Below are 15,912 nucleotides of genomic sequence, written 5' to 3'. Positions count from 1 at the left end.
TTCTTTGACACGGATTGGAATAACTTAATCGTGCAACATCTTCTAATTTGGTACAAGCGGTTCAGGTGCTTTTCTTGGTGACTGTAAAGTCAAATAAATATTATTCAAAATCGCTAAGTGCACTGAGTGTAAATAGTTTTGCTGCTTTTGGCATGACATAAATAGTCAAAAAGCGTAAAAAGTTATGTCCAATAAAAAAGGCGCAATTTGCGCCTTTTTTATATATTTATGCTTTTTAAAGTGGCTTAAGCAGCCTTATTCGGTGCTGAAACAGGGGCTTTAGGCTGGAAGTGAACGATACATTTGCCATCTACTGTTTGTGTGCCGACTTTTAACTGCACGACTTTACCATCGGTTTGACCTTGGCAGGCTTTGGTCGCAGTTTGTTGGCGCGCTTGACGTTCAGCTAAACGTTGATCGTATTGCTGAGTTAACTCAGCACGTTTCGCATCGGTTAGCGGTTCGCCACGCTGCATATGCATGCCACGGAATTCACCACGATCGGCTTGATCACCACGCATTGGGCGGTGTTTACCACGTTTCATTTCATCACGGTTCGGTTTAAATGAAATCGCACATGTGCCTTCTAGTGTTTGTTCACCTGCTTTAACTTGGACTGCTGAACCCACTGCTTTGCCATCGCAGGCTTTTTTAATGTCTTGCATGACCTGCTTGCGTTCAGTACGCATTTTTTCAAACTGTTCGCGTTGTTCAGGTGTCATATGACGGTCTTTTTGATAATGACTATGCATATGTTGCGACTGCTCCATATCTTTTGGTGCTTGGGTAGATTGACAGGCTGTCAACGCACCTACAAATAAAACGCTGGCAGTGGCTAAAGCCATTTTTGTCATCTTATTCATTCTACAACTCCCCCATACAAGAGCATGTCATTTTGGATGATTAAAGATTAAATAATAAAGATGTAGAAACAATGGAGAGTTTTTTGATGCAGTGTTCTATACAATAACAAGGCAAAAGAATGACCGAGAGATTGCTTTTGAAGATTCGCCGCGTACCGATTGCTTTACGCTTATTCCTCACTGTATTGCTGACCACTTTGGTGATTACCACGGTGAGTTTAGGTGTGTTGCATTGGACGATGCAAAAGAATTTTGCCAAATATGTGGCGGACGTGGAAATGCAAAAGCTCGATCATCTGATTGATAACTTAGCAGGCGTTTATAGCACTTATCATGACTGGGGCAATGCCATTCAAGCGCAAATTTTGCAGATTGAAGGACATGCTGCGCCAGATGATTATGACCGTCTCTCTCGTTGGTGGTTACGTCGCCAGTACGACATTGCTTTGCAACAGCGTTATTTTAAAGAAAATACCAAAACCTTACTCAGTGATGTCTCTACCACTGAAGTCAAACATGAAAAACAGATTTTAACCGAACAAGAACTGCAAGCTTTGGAGGAAAACTTACCTTCGGAGTTTCAACCCTTTGAAGGTTTAAAGTTCCCGCTCAGCGCCAATCAAAATGTTTTCCGTCCAGATCGTAAAAAAGAAGAGATTGAACAAGAGAGCAAACAAAACACAGGCAAAAAACAGTTTATTTCCACGCCTGACCGTTTAGGTCTTAGCTCGCGTTTGTCTTTATACGATACGCAGCGTCAGTTCGTGGTCGGTGAACCTTCGGATGATCAAGTTTCTTTCCGTCCTATTGTGGTGAATAACCAAGTGGTGGGCTACTTGGGGCTGAAACCAGTCCTCGATCAAGATGATGCGTTGAGTATCAACTTCTTTAGTAATCAAAAGCGTTATTTATTACTGGTCTATGGTTTAACCGTTTTTGCCAGTTTAATTGCTGCGTTGTTACTTGCGACTTATTTTAAGACACCGATTCAACGCTTGTTAAATGGTACGCGTGAATTAACCAAGGGTAATTTTCAGCATCAAGTTAAAGTGAATCGAAACGATGAGCTGGGTGATTTGTCCAATGAACTGAACCAACTGGCGGTGATTTTAGATCAGCATGAAATTTCACGTCGTCAATGGGTGTCAGATACCTCACACGAGTTGAAAACACCGCTGGCCGTGTTACAAGCGCAGATCGAAGCTATGCAAGACGGGATTCGAAAGCCAACGCCTGAGCATTTTGAATCGATGTTACGCCAAGTCACCAGTTTGAAAAAACTCACGCATGATTTGGCCGATTTGGCACAAGCGGAAGCACAGCAATTAAACTGTTACTTTGCAACCGTGAACCCTTGGACGGTAATTGAGCAAGAAGTGGAAAACTTTAAGCCCAAATTTGAACAGGCCCATTTAAGCATCAGTGTCGAAGGTGAGGGCGCTGAGTTACAACTTGATATTGACCGCTTTAAGCAAATCATGGTCAATTTGTTGGGTAATAGCATTCGTTATACCGAAGCAGGTGGTCAGGTTCGAGTTCATACGGAACAGTCTGCAACAGACTGGACGGTCTATGTCGATGACAGTCCATATGGCTTAAGCGATGAGCAATTGGCACGACTCGGTGAGCGTTTCTATCGAGTCGATGACTCGCGTACGCGGAGCACAGGTGGTACAGGTTTAGGTTTAGCTTTATCGGCTAAACTGGCACAGGCTTTAGGCGGCGAATTGAGTTTTGATCATTCGCCTTTGGGAGGGTTACGTTGCAAGTTAACGTTCCCAAAAAAATGAAACACAAAAGGAAGTATGTATGAAACATATTATGCTGGTTGAAGATGAAGTAGAACTTGCACAATTGGTCCGCGATTATCTTGAAGCAGCGGGCTTTGAAGTCAGTATGTTTCACGATGGTCAGGAAGCCTACGATAGCTTTACGCAGCGTAAACCGAGTCTGATGATTTTAGACTTGATGGTGCCGCGTATGGATGGCTTGACCATGTGCCGTAAAGTCCGCGAACAGTCAGATTTACCGATCATTATGGTTACCGCGCGTACGGAAGAAATCGACCGCGTGCTTGGCTTGAACATGGGGGCAGACGACTATGTGTGTAAGCCCTTTAGCCCGAAAGAATTGGTGGCACGTGTCCAAGCCGTGTTACGCCGTTTAGAACGTAAGGCTGAGCCTGAAGATCAGTCTTTGTTCCGTATGGATAAAGCGCAGCAACGCATTTGGTATCAGCAAAAGCCTTTAAACCTAACACCGACCGAGTTTCGTTTACTGGAGTTGTTTTTAGAGCATGTGGGGCAAGTCTATTCACGTGCGCAGTTACTGGATCATATCAACCCAGACAGCTTTGAAGTGGCTGATCGTGTGATTGATAGCCATATTAAGAACTTACGTCGTAAGATTTCGGATGCTGCTGAAACAGGTAATCGTCATGAATGGGTGCAGGCGGTATATGGAGTAGGCTATCGTTTTGAATATCCTGAAGATTAATTCAGTTTTCTGAGCGATAAAAAAAGCGGATAAGCCTTGGTTTATCCGCTTTTTTTATGGGATGGACTCAAGGCGGTAATCAAAATCAACAGTTCGCTTAAATCTCTAGCTTGTGAAATGAAACTGATCAATTGGCGATTTTAAAGGACAAGACTGGTTGATCGTCTGTGCAAGCGGTACAATTCATTTTTTTATCAGATGAGCATGTGTTTTGAGCAGCGAGACGCCTAAACTTCAGCGCCGTTTAAAGAACCGCCATATTCAATTGATCGCCATGGGCGGTGCAATTGGTACAGGTCTGTTCTTAGGTTCAGCACATATTATTGAGTCTGCTGGTCCATCGATTATTTTGGGTTATATGATTGGCGGTTTGATTGCATTTTTAATTATGCGTCATCTCGGTGAAATGATTGTGCATGAGCCAGTGACGGGTTCATTCAGCTACTTTGCCTTTAAATATTGGGGGCGGTTTTCAGGCTTTTTAACGGGCTGGAACTACTGGGTATTGTACATCTTGGTGGTGATGACTGAGCTGACCGCGATTGGTAAATACGTCAATTACTGGTGGCCACATATTTCTGCTTGGGTCTCGGTGCTGGTGTTTTTTGTGGTGATCACACTGGCCAATCTTGCCAATGTCAAACTGTATGCGGAGTCTGAGTTTTGGCTGTCGATGATTAAAGTTGTGGCGATTATCGCCATGATCATCTTCGGGGTTTACCTGTTGTTGACGGCAGATGTCGGTTCAACTGCATCCGTCACGAACTTGTGGGCACATGGCGGGTTTTTCCCACACGGTTTTGAAGGCTTGTTTTATATGTTGGCCTTTATGATGTTTGCCTTTGGCGGCATTGAGCTGATCAGTATGGCGGCTGCGGAAACCGAAGATCCTGAAAAGAACATTCCAAAAGCCGTCAATCAAACGGTGATTCGGGTTTTCCTGTTCTATATTTGCTCGTTGGCGATCCTTTTGTCTTTGGTGCCTTGGAATCAATTGGATTTGGGTGGTTTAGATAAAAGTCCATTCGTGCTTATTTTTAAGCAAATTGGCATTGATTGGGCAGCGCATTTACTGAATTTTATTATTCTGACTGCATCGGTTTCTGTTTGTAATAGTGGGATGTATGCCAATAGTCGCATGCTATTAGGTCTGGCAGAACAAGGCAATGCCCCACAAGTTTTTAAGCAGGTGAATCGACAAGGGACACCGATTGCGGCGGTTTTATTTTCAGCATTACTGATTTTTGGGTGTGTGCTGTTGAATTACTTTTTGCCTGAAAAAGCGCTCAGTTATCTGATTTATATTGTAGTCAGTGCTGCGGTGTTGAATTGGATGATGATCAGTTTGATCCATCTTAAATTTAGACAGAGTATGAAAAAACAGGGCATTCAAATCAAGTTTCCAGCGTTATTTGCACCGTTTAGCAATTATTTTGTTTTAGTATTTATGCTGATGATTTTATATATCATGTGGAATCAAGGTTTTATGCTTTCCGTGTTGGTGCTTCCTGTCTGGATCCTGGTGTTATTTGTTTTATTTAAAACATTGAAGCCGAAGAAGAGCTAAAGCGTAAGTAATGATGTTAAAAAAGGACTCACTATGAGTCCTTTTTTATTGGGCTTTGGATTGTTTGGGGTTCTGATTCATGGGTAAGTTATAAGCATTTTAAATAATGTTTTAGTTTGTCTTTTGCTATGCAGAGGGTCTATCAGTCTGTATTCAAATCAGCGAAGCATTCTACAAGCCATATGTATGTCACCTAGAGTTGGACTGTGAGATGGCATCCTAACTTTTCAACAATGGAATCAAATAAGCAACTGAGCAGGAAAATGACTAAGACTTTACTGATTCTCAGCGTGTCTTTGTACGAGTTCACCCTGACTTTCTGATTAACTTGAGTGGAGAGTGAGCGACTTGCATACTCCATCTTTTCAGATTGGTATGTATAGATAATTAAATAGGCAAAATCGAGAAAGGGGAGGTTGTATTTCCGGCAGATTGAAGCAGTGAGCTATAAAGTTGCTTTTAAAGTACTCAAAAATTAACTTTAAGGAGTCAGGTTTAGCTTCAGTTGTCCTGAAAACTATCCACAATTTCTGCGGATAATTTTGGGGGTAAGTCTAATTAAGCTTATTTTTCCATGTACGTTTTGGCTTACAACTATTCAAGTCGATTGCGTCTAGGTCAGTCCCAAGATTTTTTATATGATGCAGTCATAGAGAACAGGAAGTTCCAAAACATAAAACAAAAATGATAAGTTCAATACTAGGATGTGAGGTACGACAGGAGTTATACCTAGCTAACCAATACGAAAAAGCTCGACAGGATGTCGGGCTTTTTTTATGATCTATGAATGCCTCATTTCACTTTTCGTTTCAAAATTTGGGTTCAAATGGGCAATACGTAGAAAAAGTCGAAAAACTGTTTAGCCGAGACAATATGCGTTCAAACCGATGATCTGTTTGATACAGTGATAGGGTTGTGCTTTAGAACATGTAATAGGAATAATTAACAATCTTTTTCACTCAATACATATTTAGGTGATGGCTTGAAGCGCAGCGATTCGCTGTCTTTGTCGTTTATTCAGCTTGGATACCACGAGCTCATAAGAGCTATGTACCAGATCAATGACTAAATCAGGATCTAAGTTTTCATCCTCATAAATTGAAATCCAATGCTTTTTATTCATATGCCATCCTGCATGAATATACGAATAAATATCACGTAGCATCGTGCCGTGGTCAGGCATAACTTTTAAGTTACTTAAAGCTGCCCCACTTAATGATGAATTGAGTAAAAACATTTTATCCATGACTTTATATACATCACAGCCTTCACCAAAGGGCTGACTACACGTCACTTCTGGCAGGGCAAGTGCAGCTTTTGCAGCAATAAGGTGTAAGGACATGGTGATCATCACTCAGTGGGCGAAGCCCTGTGGATATTGTTTAATTTATCCACAGTTTAAGCCAAACGCTTAAGATGAACAACTCACCATTACCTCAGGAACATCCGTTGGCAAAGGTGCTAAATCTTCCGCTTTCTCTAGTGCGACATTCCGCTCAAACGGTTGGCTAAGCAGGTCAAATAAGCGTTCGACTTCTGAGAAATCATTCCGCTCAGCCAGCTCAATCGCTTTTTGCGCCATGTGATTGCGTAGGATATAAACAGGGTTGGCTTGTTGCATGGCTGCATTGAGTTCTGCCGTGTCTTGATTTGCACGAATTTGTTCATACTGAGCGAGGAAACTTTCAAACTGACGACGGTCAAGGCAGTCATCTTTAATCATTTCATATTGCTGCTCTTGCAAACGCGTAAAGCTTTGTGTGTAGTCGAGCTGTTCAGTTTGTAGAATCCGTAAGAAAGTCATGGCACAGTCAAAACTGTCCGTGTGGAAATGAGGTAAGCCCATTTTCTGACTTAAACCTAGTTTGTAGTGCTCCAAGAACGTGGGTTCATAGTGCTCTAGGCAATCGGCAAGGTCTTGCTTCCATTGTTCTTTGTCATAGTCTTGCGGACAAAGCGGAATGAGGTTATTCAACCATGTCCATAAGTTCCAGTGTCCAATGCTCGGTTGCTGCTGATAGGTATAGCGGCCTTGATAGTCAGAGTGATTGTTAATCCAATTCGGACGGAAGCGCTCCATAAAACCATAAGGACCAAAATCGAGGGTTGAACCTGTAATGTTTAAATTATCAGTATTCATCACTCCATGTGCAAAGCCGACCAGTTGCCATTTGGCAATCATTACAGCAGTCCGTTGAATCACTTGGGTTGCAAATGCCAAAACAGGTTGTTCCGCATCTAAACACTCGGGGTAATGCCATGCGATACATCTTTGGGTAAATTCGCCGAGTAAATCAGGTTGATACTGATTGATCCACTCAAAATGCCCCAAGCGAATATGACAGTCCGATGTACGTAACATCATCGCACCGAGTTCCAATTTCTCCCGCTGCACGCCTTGAGCCGATGAGGTAAAGCCAACAGCGTTACTTGATGCGACACCTAAACTATTCAGCGCATGTCCAGCCAAATACTCACGAATGACGGAGCGAAGTACCGCACGACCATCTCCCATTCGAGAATAAGGAGTAGAACCTGCACCCTTTAAATGCAGGTCAATGGTTTGCCCATGTTGATCGAGGATTTGTGCGATCAATAAACCCCGACCATCACCGAGCTGTCCTGCCCACTGACCAAATTGATGTCCTGCATAGACCATTGCCAATGGTTCAAATTCACTAAAGGTTTTTTGTCCGCTACAAATCTCTACCCAAGACTGTTTGTCGGCTTCAGACCATTGCAACTGTTCTGCTAAAGCGGCATTGAAATGACCTGCTTTTGCGCCTTTCAGTGGTAGGGGCTGTTGATGGTGATAAAGTTTTGAAGGAAGGAGGGAGTAGCGTGAATTGAACTGCATAGTGAAGGATCACAAGGGATAAGCCATGACCCCATCAATATAGCAAAGTTTTAGTGTTAAGACATATATCCAACTGTTTTAGTCAACTATAAACAGTTTGGCACCTTTTGAGGTGGACGAGCGATGGGCTTCGGCTTGATCCGCAACTTGGTAACTCATGCCAGCCGTGAGGGTAAAGCTACGACCATCATCTAGTTCGGTGTGTAGTTCGCCTTCTAAGCACAACAGGATATGTCCTTTAGAACACCATGAGGATAAATCAAGCACTGCTTTATTTATACGCAAGGGCCAAATAGTTCTCAGAATACTCCACCATACGCACGCGAATCGTGTCAAATTGTTGAGTACGCCATAGGGCATAACCTTGATCACCTGTATGACGGGTGGTTGGTATTTCGGCCCAGTTGGTGATCCCGAAAGGAATGTTGTTAATATCCATACTGTTATCCTTTATGAACTGCTAAAAAAAGCCCCTTGCGGAGCTTTCTTTTGAAATGCTGAATCAGAGATCAATTATTGTGAAACAGGGGCTTTTTTAATGCTACGCATCAGTGTGGTCAAGGTTTGACGATGATGACCTAAGCGCTGTTCGACTAACTGAAATTCAATTTTGAGCTTTTCATCCATTTGATGAATTTTTTCAGCCACAGCCGTTTTCTTGGCTTGAATTTCTTGCTCTTTCAATTTTGCCCAGTCATTCAAGGTTTGGGTGAATGCATCATACTCTTGTGCAATACGAGCTTTCGCCGAGCTGATGTCATCACTAACATTTAGACCATGAACTTCTAAGTCTTGCTCAGCATATTTAAACTTCATCGCAAGTTCAGCTTTTTTAATATTGAAGCTCGGAATACGACGTAAGTTTTTAGCTAAACCAAGTTTTGAGCATGACCAAATCAACCATTTAGTTGGGTCATACTGCCACCATTTCACCCCGTTACGATAGTCGTATTGGAAAATGTGGTGGTAGTTATGATAACCCTCACCCCAAGTGGCAATAGCTAACCAGAAGTTGTCACGTGCGGTATTTTCGTCTGTATATGGACGTTTGCCCCACATGTGGCATAAAGAGTTAATGAAGAACGTGACGTGGTGACTGAGGATTAAACGCATTAATCCGCCCAACAATAACACACCCCATAAGTCGCCTACAGCCCAACCAATTGGTAATAAAATACCCATGTGGACGCTGATCACTAAAGGAACATAGTATTTGTGTTGGAACATCACCAATTTGTCATTCAGTAAATCGGGTGCATTTTTAAAGTCAGGTTCTGCTGATGGATAGTCACGAAGCATCCAACCCATGTGCGCATACCAAAAGCCATTGTTAATCGAGTACGGATCTTTCTCGATATCATCGACATGGCGGTGGTGGGTACGGTGACCTGAACCCCAATATAAAATACTGTTTTGCACAGCAAAGGTACCCATAATCATCAAAATGATTTTTAAAGGTAAGCTTGCTTCATAAGCACGGTGTGCCCATAAGCGGTGATAGCCAGCGGTAATACCTAAGCTACTAATACCCAGTAATACAAACATACTGATCCAAGCAGCTAAGCTGAAATCATGCTGAAAGGCATATAAGGGAATTGCAATCACAGCCACAATCGGAAGAAAAACCAATGCAAAAATTGCAACCCAGTTAAATGGGGCTTTGGGTAGGGGAGCATTCATCTCCAACAGCACTCCTGAAACCTTGGGAGGTATAAATGGAAGGTCAATCCATTACTTTTTGCATGGATTAAGCTACAGCATATTAGCATGAGCGAACCTTGGTTCACTAGCATTATTGTACAGATGTATTGTACTAAACAGTAACAGAATACGAATGTTTAGATATCGAAATTACCGAAGCTTTTCTAGGCTTTATCGTAGCAGAGCGTTCAATATGAAAAATCAATATTTTCAGTGTCACTGCTCATGTAAAACTCAAGTCAATTTTTGGCTTTTTCAATGCGCATCTGCCAAATGCTGTAGCATCATTTTAGGAAAATCGGTAATTAATCCATCAATGCCAGAGTCACGTAAATGTTTGGCGCGTTCGATGTCATTCACTGTCCAAACACTAATGGCTAAATTCGCTTGTTGTGTGGCTTTTAACAAGTCATCGGTTGCCAGTTGGTTCATCCAGCCGATTTGGCAACAGTCATATTTGAGCGCTTGTTCAATCGCAAGATGTTGAATATCGTCTTCAATCAATAAGCCACGTTTAAATGTTGAGTGTTGATGTTGCAGTGCTTGTAGGATTTTAAGATCAAAACTGGTAATGACCGCATTGTGTTCAAAGCCTCTAAGTTGCTGTGTTAAATGTTGTATCAGTCGCTCCGCTTCAGCTTGTGTTTCTACAGCTTTGACTTCAACTTCAAGATGTTCGAAGTCCTGCATAATCTGGAGGGCTTGTCGCAATGTTGGTGTGCTTTGCTTTTCCCAGTCTAGCCAAATATGTGCTTGGTTATAGGTGTCGAGTTGTGTGCTGTTTAATGGGTAGAGTGCTTGGTCGATACCGGTGGTTCGGAGCATGTTGTCATCATGCATAATGATCAGCTCATGGTCTCGGAGCTGACGAACATCAAATTCGACCGCGCGGATGCCTAGATCATGAATATATTGAAAACTGCCGAGTGTATTTTCTGGGGCTTCGCCACGTGCACCACGATGTCCGATGATTCTCATATTGAACCTGATCTATATACGCCTTTTGCGTGATTGTAGCGCTAAAACATCAGATTGGGGGAGAGATTCTAAGCTGGAGATATTAGATATGCGTAAATGCGATTCGTAATGGTTTGAGATAGAACTGAATTTGAATGAAATGTTTATATTCACGATAAGTGATGGTATTTGACGAGTTTTACGATTGGAAAAATGGTTTTGATTGCTTTGCCCAAAAGAAAAGTAACATTAAAAAGTCTTCCAGTGAATTGATCACAGGAAGACTCTGAAAAAATCTATTTCGTTCTAAATACTTAGAATTGTTTAAATAGTTTCATTGATATTTTTTTGCCAAAGTACTTCCGAGCCACCTTCAGCACGCTGTAAAGCACGCGATGCAACAAAAAGCCAATCCGATAAGCGGTTGAGCAACTGTAGTGCGGTGCTTTGAATATTTTGATCACGAGTGTGCACCGACATTAAGCTACGTTCAGCTCGGCGGCATACTGAACGAGCTTGGTGTGCATAGCTACATGCTAAAGAACCCGAAGGTAAGATAAATTCTTTCAGCATGGGTAAGTCTTCATTCATACAGTCAATTTCTTGTTCAAGAAACTCAATACAAACAGGTTGGAGCAAATGATAGTTTGGAATACACACTTCACCGCCTAAGTCGAAAAGCCAATGCTGAATTAGGCTTAAGCTTTTATCCCATCTCGCTTTGTCTGTGATTTGGCTTGCGGTAATTTGAGCACGAAGCACACCAATGGTTGAATTGAGCTCATCGACATCACCAAGTGCGGTAATTCTTAGATCATCTTTAGTTACACGTGATCCATCGCCCAGACCTGTGGTGCCTGAGTCGCCAGTACGGGTATAAATTTTACTTAAACGGTGGCCCATAATTTTTCCTAGGTTGAAATGAAAAAAAGGATAATGCCGGTCAAAACATTATCCATAAACTGCGCTGTTTTTTAATTTTTTTGAGTCTTTAAGCTAAATTAATAACGGAAAGTGACTCCTGCGGAAGCTAGGCGGCCGCCATTCATATAGTAATAACCACGGTCTTGATATGCGGTTTTATATTCAACATCACCAATATTTTGAATATTCGTGAAGAGTTTTACATATGGATTTACATTCCAAAATGCGTTGATATCAATGGTTGCATAACCTGGAGTGCTATAGTTTTTATTCCATTCTTTGGCTTTAGATTTAGCAACTAATGAAGCACTAATGCCATAAACTTCGTTTTGTAAACCAGTCGTTAAGGTGAATCCTTGGCGAGGTCGACGTTTTAGGTCTTCATTGGTTTCTTCATTTTGAGCTTTAACATAGCTATAGGTTGCTTTCGTAAACAAATCATCTTGTTGCCAACCTAGATATAGCTCGCCACCTTGATAAGTTGCTTCTTGAATGTTGGTTAATAAGCCATTTGAACCAGATGCAATTAAGTCATCTACTTTAGTGTAATAAGCAGATAAACCTGTTTGGAAACCGTAAGCCAAAACCTGATCAAGACCAATTTCATAGGAGGTGCTTTCTTCAGGATCTAGATTAGGATTACCATTCCATGAGTTATAGAGTTCATTTAACGTTGGCGATTTAAAAGCAGTACCAATATTTGCATAAATACTTGTGTTAGCGAGTAATTGATAACGTGCCGCCATTTGGCCTACAGTATGTGAACCATATTTTTCGTTATCTTCAAGGCGAATACCAACTTGAGTATTTAGTTTTGAACCGTTGTATTGATGTTGAGCATAGTAACCAGTTGAATCTACATCTTCATTATAAGGCGTACCATAAGATAAGATGTCACCTTCAAGTTTGCGATGGGTAATCCCAGAAATAATAGATTGGCTAGGAGTGAAGTTCCATTTGCCATAAAGTTCAGCTTCTTGTGTCTTACTATGGACGTAGTCTGTTGAATCTTTTTGATCAACTTCGTCATTAAATTGAGATAAACGTGTGTTGAGTTCAAATTGATCCGTTACATTTAAACGGCTACGCAGGTTGATGATTTCATTTTCAAAATCTTGTTTCAGTAACGTACCATCAAAGGTGTAAGCATCGTATAAGCTTGTACCTTTATTGCTACTGTAATCTACAGATACAGCATAGTCTTCTTTTTCGACACCTAATTTGGTACTAAATCCTTTTTGATCGAAAGATGCAGTATCAGTTTTATTGGTTTTTTGATTTGTCACTTTAGTTGCATCTGATTCTAGGCGTTGACCACGAACTTGTGCATAAAAACCATTTTCTGCTAAGTCTGCACCTATTACAGATTTATAAGTGCTGTGCTCACCCATTTCTCCTGTAATAAAAGCGCCTGTTTTTTCTGGTGTTTTAGATACAAGTTGAATTACACCGCCAATCGCATCAGTACCATATAAAACGGATGCTGGACCTTTGAGAACTTCAATTTGTTTAATGTCAGTAGTATCTAAAAATGCAAGACTTGCAGTACCTGAAGAAGCATTATTTAAGCGAACACCATCACGTAAAATTAAGGTGTGATCTGATTCAGTTCCACGTAAGTAGATATCTGCAAGCTGCCCCATACCACCGCTTTGCACCATATTGATCGCGGCATCTGTTTTTAATAGATCAGGTAAAGATGCAATTGGCGATTGTTCTACAATCTGTGGTTCAATAATTGAGATACGTGCTGGTACGTCTTTAATCTTTTCTTCAGAACGTGTTGCAGTTACAACTAGTGTATCTAAAGAGGCATTAATGCTGTCTTTTGCAGATGCAGACACGGAGAAACCCATTGCAATAGCGATTGCGCCCACTAAAGCTGTAGGCTGAAATAAATTTGGCATGCTGGCTCCATACATTCACCCCCCGTGAATGATTGAGTTAAATGGCGCAATAAGCAGGTCTCCGGACTTAAATATAAATATTGCGAACAATATTGGTATATCCATCTTCCCACACGAGTGCAGTGATGTAAGTGCAAACACTTATAAAGATATACGTTTCGTTTTACCGTTGCGGGGGCAGTGTTGGACTCTCACCAACTTCCCTAAAGCATAGTGCTTAGACTTATTGCATTTGGGCGAAGTATAAGGTTTGTATGTGAATTAAACAATCTATGTAAAGATTTTTCAGGATGAACTTTACGCAAGGTGAAAAAATTGCATTACAATGATTCGCCCTGTTATTTATAGATCAGCTATAAATAGGGTTGAGCCAGAGTCATAATCTATGCGAACCCGTGCCAAAATTTGCGGTATCACACGTATTCAAGATATTCAAGCTGTGGTCCATGCCGGGGCTGATGCCATTGGTTTTGTATTTTTTCCGCCTAGTCCACGTCATGTCAGTGCAGCTCAAGCCAAAGAATTGATTCAACATGTGCCTGCTTATGTGCAAACTGTTGGACTTTTTGTGAATGCCGCTGCGGATGACATTGCAGATGTGTTAAAACAAGTGGCGCTCGATATCATTCAGTTTCATGGTGATGAAACCCCAGAAGACTGTCGGGCAATTGCGGCACAAGTAGGGCGTCGTTGGTATAAAGCCATTCAAGTCAAACCTGAACTGGATGTGGTGGCAGAAGTTCAACGCTTTCAACAGGCAGGGGCAAGCGCAGTGCTCTTAGATGCATGGCATCCTGAACTAAAAGGGGGAACAGGGCACAGTTTTGACTGGTCGCAATTCCCTAAGCTTGATATTCCTTTAATTTTAGCTGGTGGTTTAACCCCCACTAATGTTGAAGACGCTATAAAGACGACTGGGGCTTATGCTGTAGATGTCAGCGGAGGCGTAGAATCCGCTAAAGGTATAAAAGACCAACAACTTATAGAAAACTTCATGCAAGGAGTCCATCGTGGATCAGCAAAGTAATATGATTGACTATACCCAATACCCAGATGAACGTGGGCATTTTGGTATCCATGGCGGACGTTTTGTGTCAGAAACTCTAATGGCAGCATTAGAAGACTTAGAAAAGCTCTATTTTCGTATGAAAGATGATGAGCAGTTTCTGGCAGAATTCGACCGTGATCTCGCCTACTATGTAGGTCGTCCTAGTCCTTTATATTATGCTGAACGATGGTCGAAAGAGTTGGGTGGTGCGCAAATTTACTTAAAACGTGAAGACCTGAATCATACGGGTTCACATAAAGTGAACAACACCATTGGTCAGGCTTTACTGGCAAAACTTTCGGGTAAAAAACGTATTATTGCTGAAACTGGTGCAGGTCAGCACGGTGTCGCAACGGCAACCATCGCAGCGCGTTTAGGTCTTGAGTGTGTAGTGTTCATGGGTGCAGATGACGTGAAACGTCAAGCCATGAACGTCTATCGTATGCGTTTACTCGGTGCGACCGTTGTACCTGTGGAAAGTGGCTCTAAAACATTAAAAGATGCCATGAATGAAGCGATGCGTGACTGGGTGACCAATGTTGATTCAACTTACTATGTGATTGGTACGGTTGCAGGCCCACATCCATATCCACAATTGGTTCGTGATTTCCAATCGATTATTGGTCGTGAAGCGCGCAAACAAATTCAAGAGCAAGCTGGGCGTTTACCTGATGCCTTGGTGGCATGCGTCGGTGGTGGTTCCAATGCAATGGGCTTGTTCTATCCATTCTTAAATGACCTAGATGTGAAAATGTATGGTGTTGAAGCGGCGGGATATGGCATTGAAACAGGCAAACACTCTGCACCATTGAATGCAGGTCATGTCGGAGTTTTACACGGTAACCGTACTTATTTGATGTCGGATGAACAAGGTCAAATCATTGAAACGCATTCGATTTCAGCAGGCTTGGATTATCCAGGTGTAGGCCCTGAGCATAGTTTCCTTAAAGATATGCATCGTGTTGAATATGTGCCGATCAATGACAATGAAGCTTTACAAGGTTTCCGTGATTTGACTCATATTGAAGGGATTATTCCGGCATTGGAAAGTTCTCATGCGATGGCTTATGTCACTAAACTTGCGCCAACGATGTCTAAGGATCAAATTATTATTGCGACGGTTTCAGGCCGTGGTGATAAGGACTTAATGACTGTGGCACGTATTGATGGCGTGGAAATGGTTGAGATGTAATTTTCCTCTGGTGTGAAGCTTCTCTCTGTGGAGAAGGTTATACAATATGAAAATCGTGCTGAAGTAATTCAGCACGATTTTTTTGAAATAGAAGTTTATCGAGAACATGAATAAGTAAAGGCGATATGGATGTCGCCTGTTGAGCAGCCTTACAGGGATGTAATGTCCGCTCAACAAGATGGTTTTGTTACTTTTGCCGAAACAAAAGTAAGATATTTCCTAGCAATAAAAACTCTGGTCAAATCTATCTTATTGGTTGTAACGTTATTTACATTTTGACGGAGTCTTGCTGTTTAAACCTCAAATGTAAGGAGTTCATAATGTTACTTTGGATAAGCCCAAAGTAACCAAAGGCATTGTCATTCGCAAAACTCGTCCTATACTTTCATGTGATTAATGT

General features: G+C 41.7%; 12 protein-coding genes, 1 pseudogene and 1 riboswitch. Of the genes and pseudogenes, 5 read left to right on the top strand and 8 right to left on the bottom strand.

From position 1 onward, the window contains the following. Positions 1 to 245: 245 nt before the first annotated feature. Positions 246 to 863: a hypothetical protein gene (locus ACF8FD_RS15625; protein WP_234304504.1), complete on the bottom strand. Its 618-nt coding sequence runs from the start codon at positions 861 to 863 to the stop codon at positions 246 to 248. A gap of 137 nt (positions 864 to 1,000) precedes the next feature. On the opposite strand from ACF8FD_RS15625, the gene baeS reads away from it, so the two are divergent. The 3 genes from baeS to ACF8FD_RS15610 all read left to right on the top strand — a co-directional run bounded on the left by baeS (position 1,001) and on the right by ACF8FD_RS15610 (position 4,926). Beyond that, the gene (gene baeS, locus ACF8FD_RS15620) at positions 1,001 to 2,653 is read left to right on the top strand and encodes a sensor histidine kinase efflux regulator BaeS (RefSeq protein ID WP_029575109.1); all 1,653 of its coding nucleotides are present in this window, start codon (positions 1,001 to 1,003) and stop codon (positions 2,651 to 2,653) included. Between the two features lie 19 nt (positions 2,654 to 2,672). Next, positions 2,673 to 3,359 carry a response regulator gene (locus ACF8FD_RS15615; RefSeq protein ID WP_234304505.1) on the top strand — a complete coding sequence of 229 codons (687 nt, stop codon included), beginning with the start codon at positions 2,673 to 2,675 and terminating at the stop codon, positions 3,357 to 3,359. A 211-nt stretch (positions 3,360 to 3,570) separates the two neighbouring features. Next, positions 3,571 to 4,926: an amino acid permease gene (locus tag ACF8FD_RS15610; RefSeq protein WP_234304506.1), complete on the top strand. Its 1,356-nt coding sequence runs from the start codon at positions 3,571 to 3,573 to the stop codon at positions 4,924 to 4,926. A gap of 970 nt (positions 4,927 to 5,896) precedes the next feature. Here ACF8FD_RS15610 and ACF8FD_RS15605 read toward each other — a convergent pair. From ACF8FD_RS15605 to ACF8FD_RS15575, 7 genes and pseudogenes are all read right to left on the bottom strand, one after another. Continuing rightward, entirely contained in the window at positions 5,897 to 6,268 is a 372-nt protein-coding gene (locus ACF8FD_RS15605; RefSeq protein WP_130235108.1) for an MmcQ/YjbR family DNA-binding protein, read from the bottom strand. 69 nt (positions 6,269 to 6,337) lie between these two features. Further along, the gene (locus ACF8FD_RS15600; protein ID WP_234304507.1) at positions 6,338 to 7,783 is read right to left on the bottom strand and encodes a YdiU family protein; all 1,446 of its coding nucleotides are present in this window, start codon (positions 7,781 to 7,783) and stop codon (positions 6,338 to 6,340) included. A gap of 78 nt (positions 7,784 to 7,861) precedes the next feature. Further along, a pseudogene (locus ACF8FD_RS15595) lies at positions 7,862 to 8,222 on the bottom strand (DHCW motif cupin fold protein). A gap of 74 nt (positions 8,223 to 8,296) precedes the next feature. Further along, positions 8,297 to 9,463, bottom strand: coding sequence for an acyl-CoA desaturase (locus ACF8FD_RS15590; RefSeq protein WP_279679176.1), 1,167 nt, complete (start codon positions 9,461 to 9,463; stop codon positions 8,297 to 8,299). A 276-nt stretch (positions 9,464 to 9,739) separates the two neighbouring features. Then, positions 9,740 to 10,462, bottom strand: a complete 723-nt coding sequence (locus ACF8FD_RS15585) for a glycerophosphodiester phosphodiesterase (protein WP_279679177.1) — start codon at positions 10,460 to 10,462, stop codon at positions 9,740 to 9,742. Positions 10,463 to 10,765: 303 nt separating this feature from the next. Then, the gene (locus tag ACF8FD_RS15580; RefSeq protein ID WP_148825517.1) at positions 10,766 to 11,344 is read right to left on the bottom strand and encodes a cob(I)yrinic acid a,c-diamide adenosyltransferase; all 579 of its coding nucleotides are present in this window, start codon (positions 11,342 to 11,344) and stop codon (positions 10,766 to 10,768) included. Positions 11,345 to 11,442: 98 nt separating this feature from the next. After that, the gene (locus tag ACF8FD_RS15575) at positions 11,443 to 13,272 is read right to left on the bottom strand and encodes a TonB-dependent siderophore receptor (protein WP_234304510.1); all 1,830 of its coding nucleotides are present in this window, start codon (positions 13,270 to 13,272) and stop codon (positions 11,443 to 11,445) included. Between the two features lie 34 nt (positions 13,273 to 13,306). Next, positions 13,307 to 13,514, bottom strand: a riboswitch (cobalamin riboswitch). Positions 13,515 to 13,657: 143 nt separating this feature from the next. On the opposite strand from ACF8FD_RS15575, the gene ACF8FD_RS15570 reads away from it, so the two are divergent. Together ACF8FD_RS15570 and trpB are read left to right on the top strand one after the other, a co-directional pair. After that, entirely contained in the window at positions 13,658 to 14,299 is a 642-nt protein-coding gene (locus ACF8FD_RS15570; protein ID WP_279679178.1) for a phosphoribosylanthranilate isomerase, read from the top strand. Continuing rightward, the gene (gene trpB / locus ACF8FD_RS15565) at positions 14,283 to 15,512 is read left to right on the top strand and encodes a tryptophan synthase subunit beta (RefSeq protein WP_279679179.1); all 1,230 of its coding nucleotides are present in this window, start codon (positions 14,283 to 14,285) and stop codon (positions 15,510 to 15,512) included. The genes ACF8FD_RS15570 and trpB overlap by 17 nt, the downstream gene beginning before the upstream one ends. Positions 15,513 to 15,912: the final 400 nt, after the last annotated feature.

This window comes from Acinetobacter sp. TYF_19 (assembly GCF_043105125.1).
Classification (GTDB): Bacteria; Pseudomonadota; Gammaproteobacteria; order Pseudomonadales; family Moraxellaceae; genus Acinetobacter; species Acinetobacter johnsonii.
This window is presented reverse-complemented; position numbering and strand designations above follow the sequence as displayed.

What these genes read in the sequence shown, in the direction of transcription:
- ACF8FD_RS15625 (WP_234304504.1), bottom strand. Translation starts at nt 863, where the DNA reads ATGAATAAGATGACAAAAATGGCTTTAGCCACTGCCAGCGTTTTATTT.
- ACF8FD_RS15615 (WP_234304505.1), top strand. Translation starts at nt 2,673, where the DNA reads ATGAAACATATTATGCTGGTTGAAGATGAAGTAGAACTTGCACAATTG.
- ACF8FD_RS15605 (WP_130235108.1), bottom strand. Translation starts at nt 6,268, where the DNA reads ATGTCCTTACACCTTATTGCTGCAAAAGCTGCACTTGCCCTGCCAGAA.
- ACF8FD_RS15600 (WP_234304507.1), bottom strand. Translation starts at nt 7,783, where the DNA reads ATGCAGTTCAATTCACGCTACTCCCTCCTTCCTTCAAAACTTTATCAC.
- ACF8FD_RS15590 (WP_279679176.1), bottom strand. Translation starts at nt 9,463, where the DNA reads ATGAATGCTCCCCTACCCAAAGCCCCATTTAACTGGGTTGCAATTTTT.
- ACF8FD_RS15585 (WP_279679177.1), bottom strand. Translation starts at nt 10,462, where the DNA reads ATGAGAATCATCGGACATCGTGGTGCACGTGGCGAAGCCCCAGAAAAT.
- ACF8FD_RS15580 (WP_148825517.1), bottom strand. Translation starts at nt 11,344, where the DNA reads ATGGGCCACCGTTTAAGTAAAATTTATACCCGTACTGGCGACTCAGGC.
- ACF8FD_RS15575 (WP_234304510.1), bottom strand. Translation starts at nt 13,272, where the DNA reads ATGCCAAATTTATTTCAGCCTACAGCTTTAGTGGGCGCAATCGCTATT.
- ACF8FD_RS15570 (WP_279679178.1), top strand. Translation starts at nt 13,658, where the DNA reads ATGCGAACCCGTGCCAAAATTTGCGGTATCACACGTATTCAAGATATT.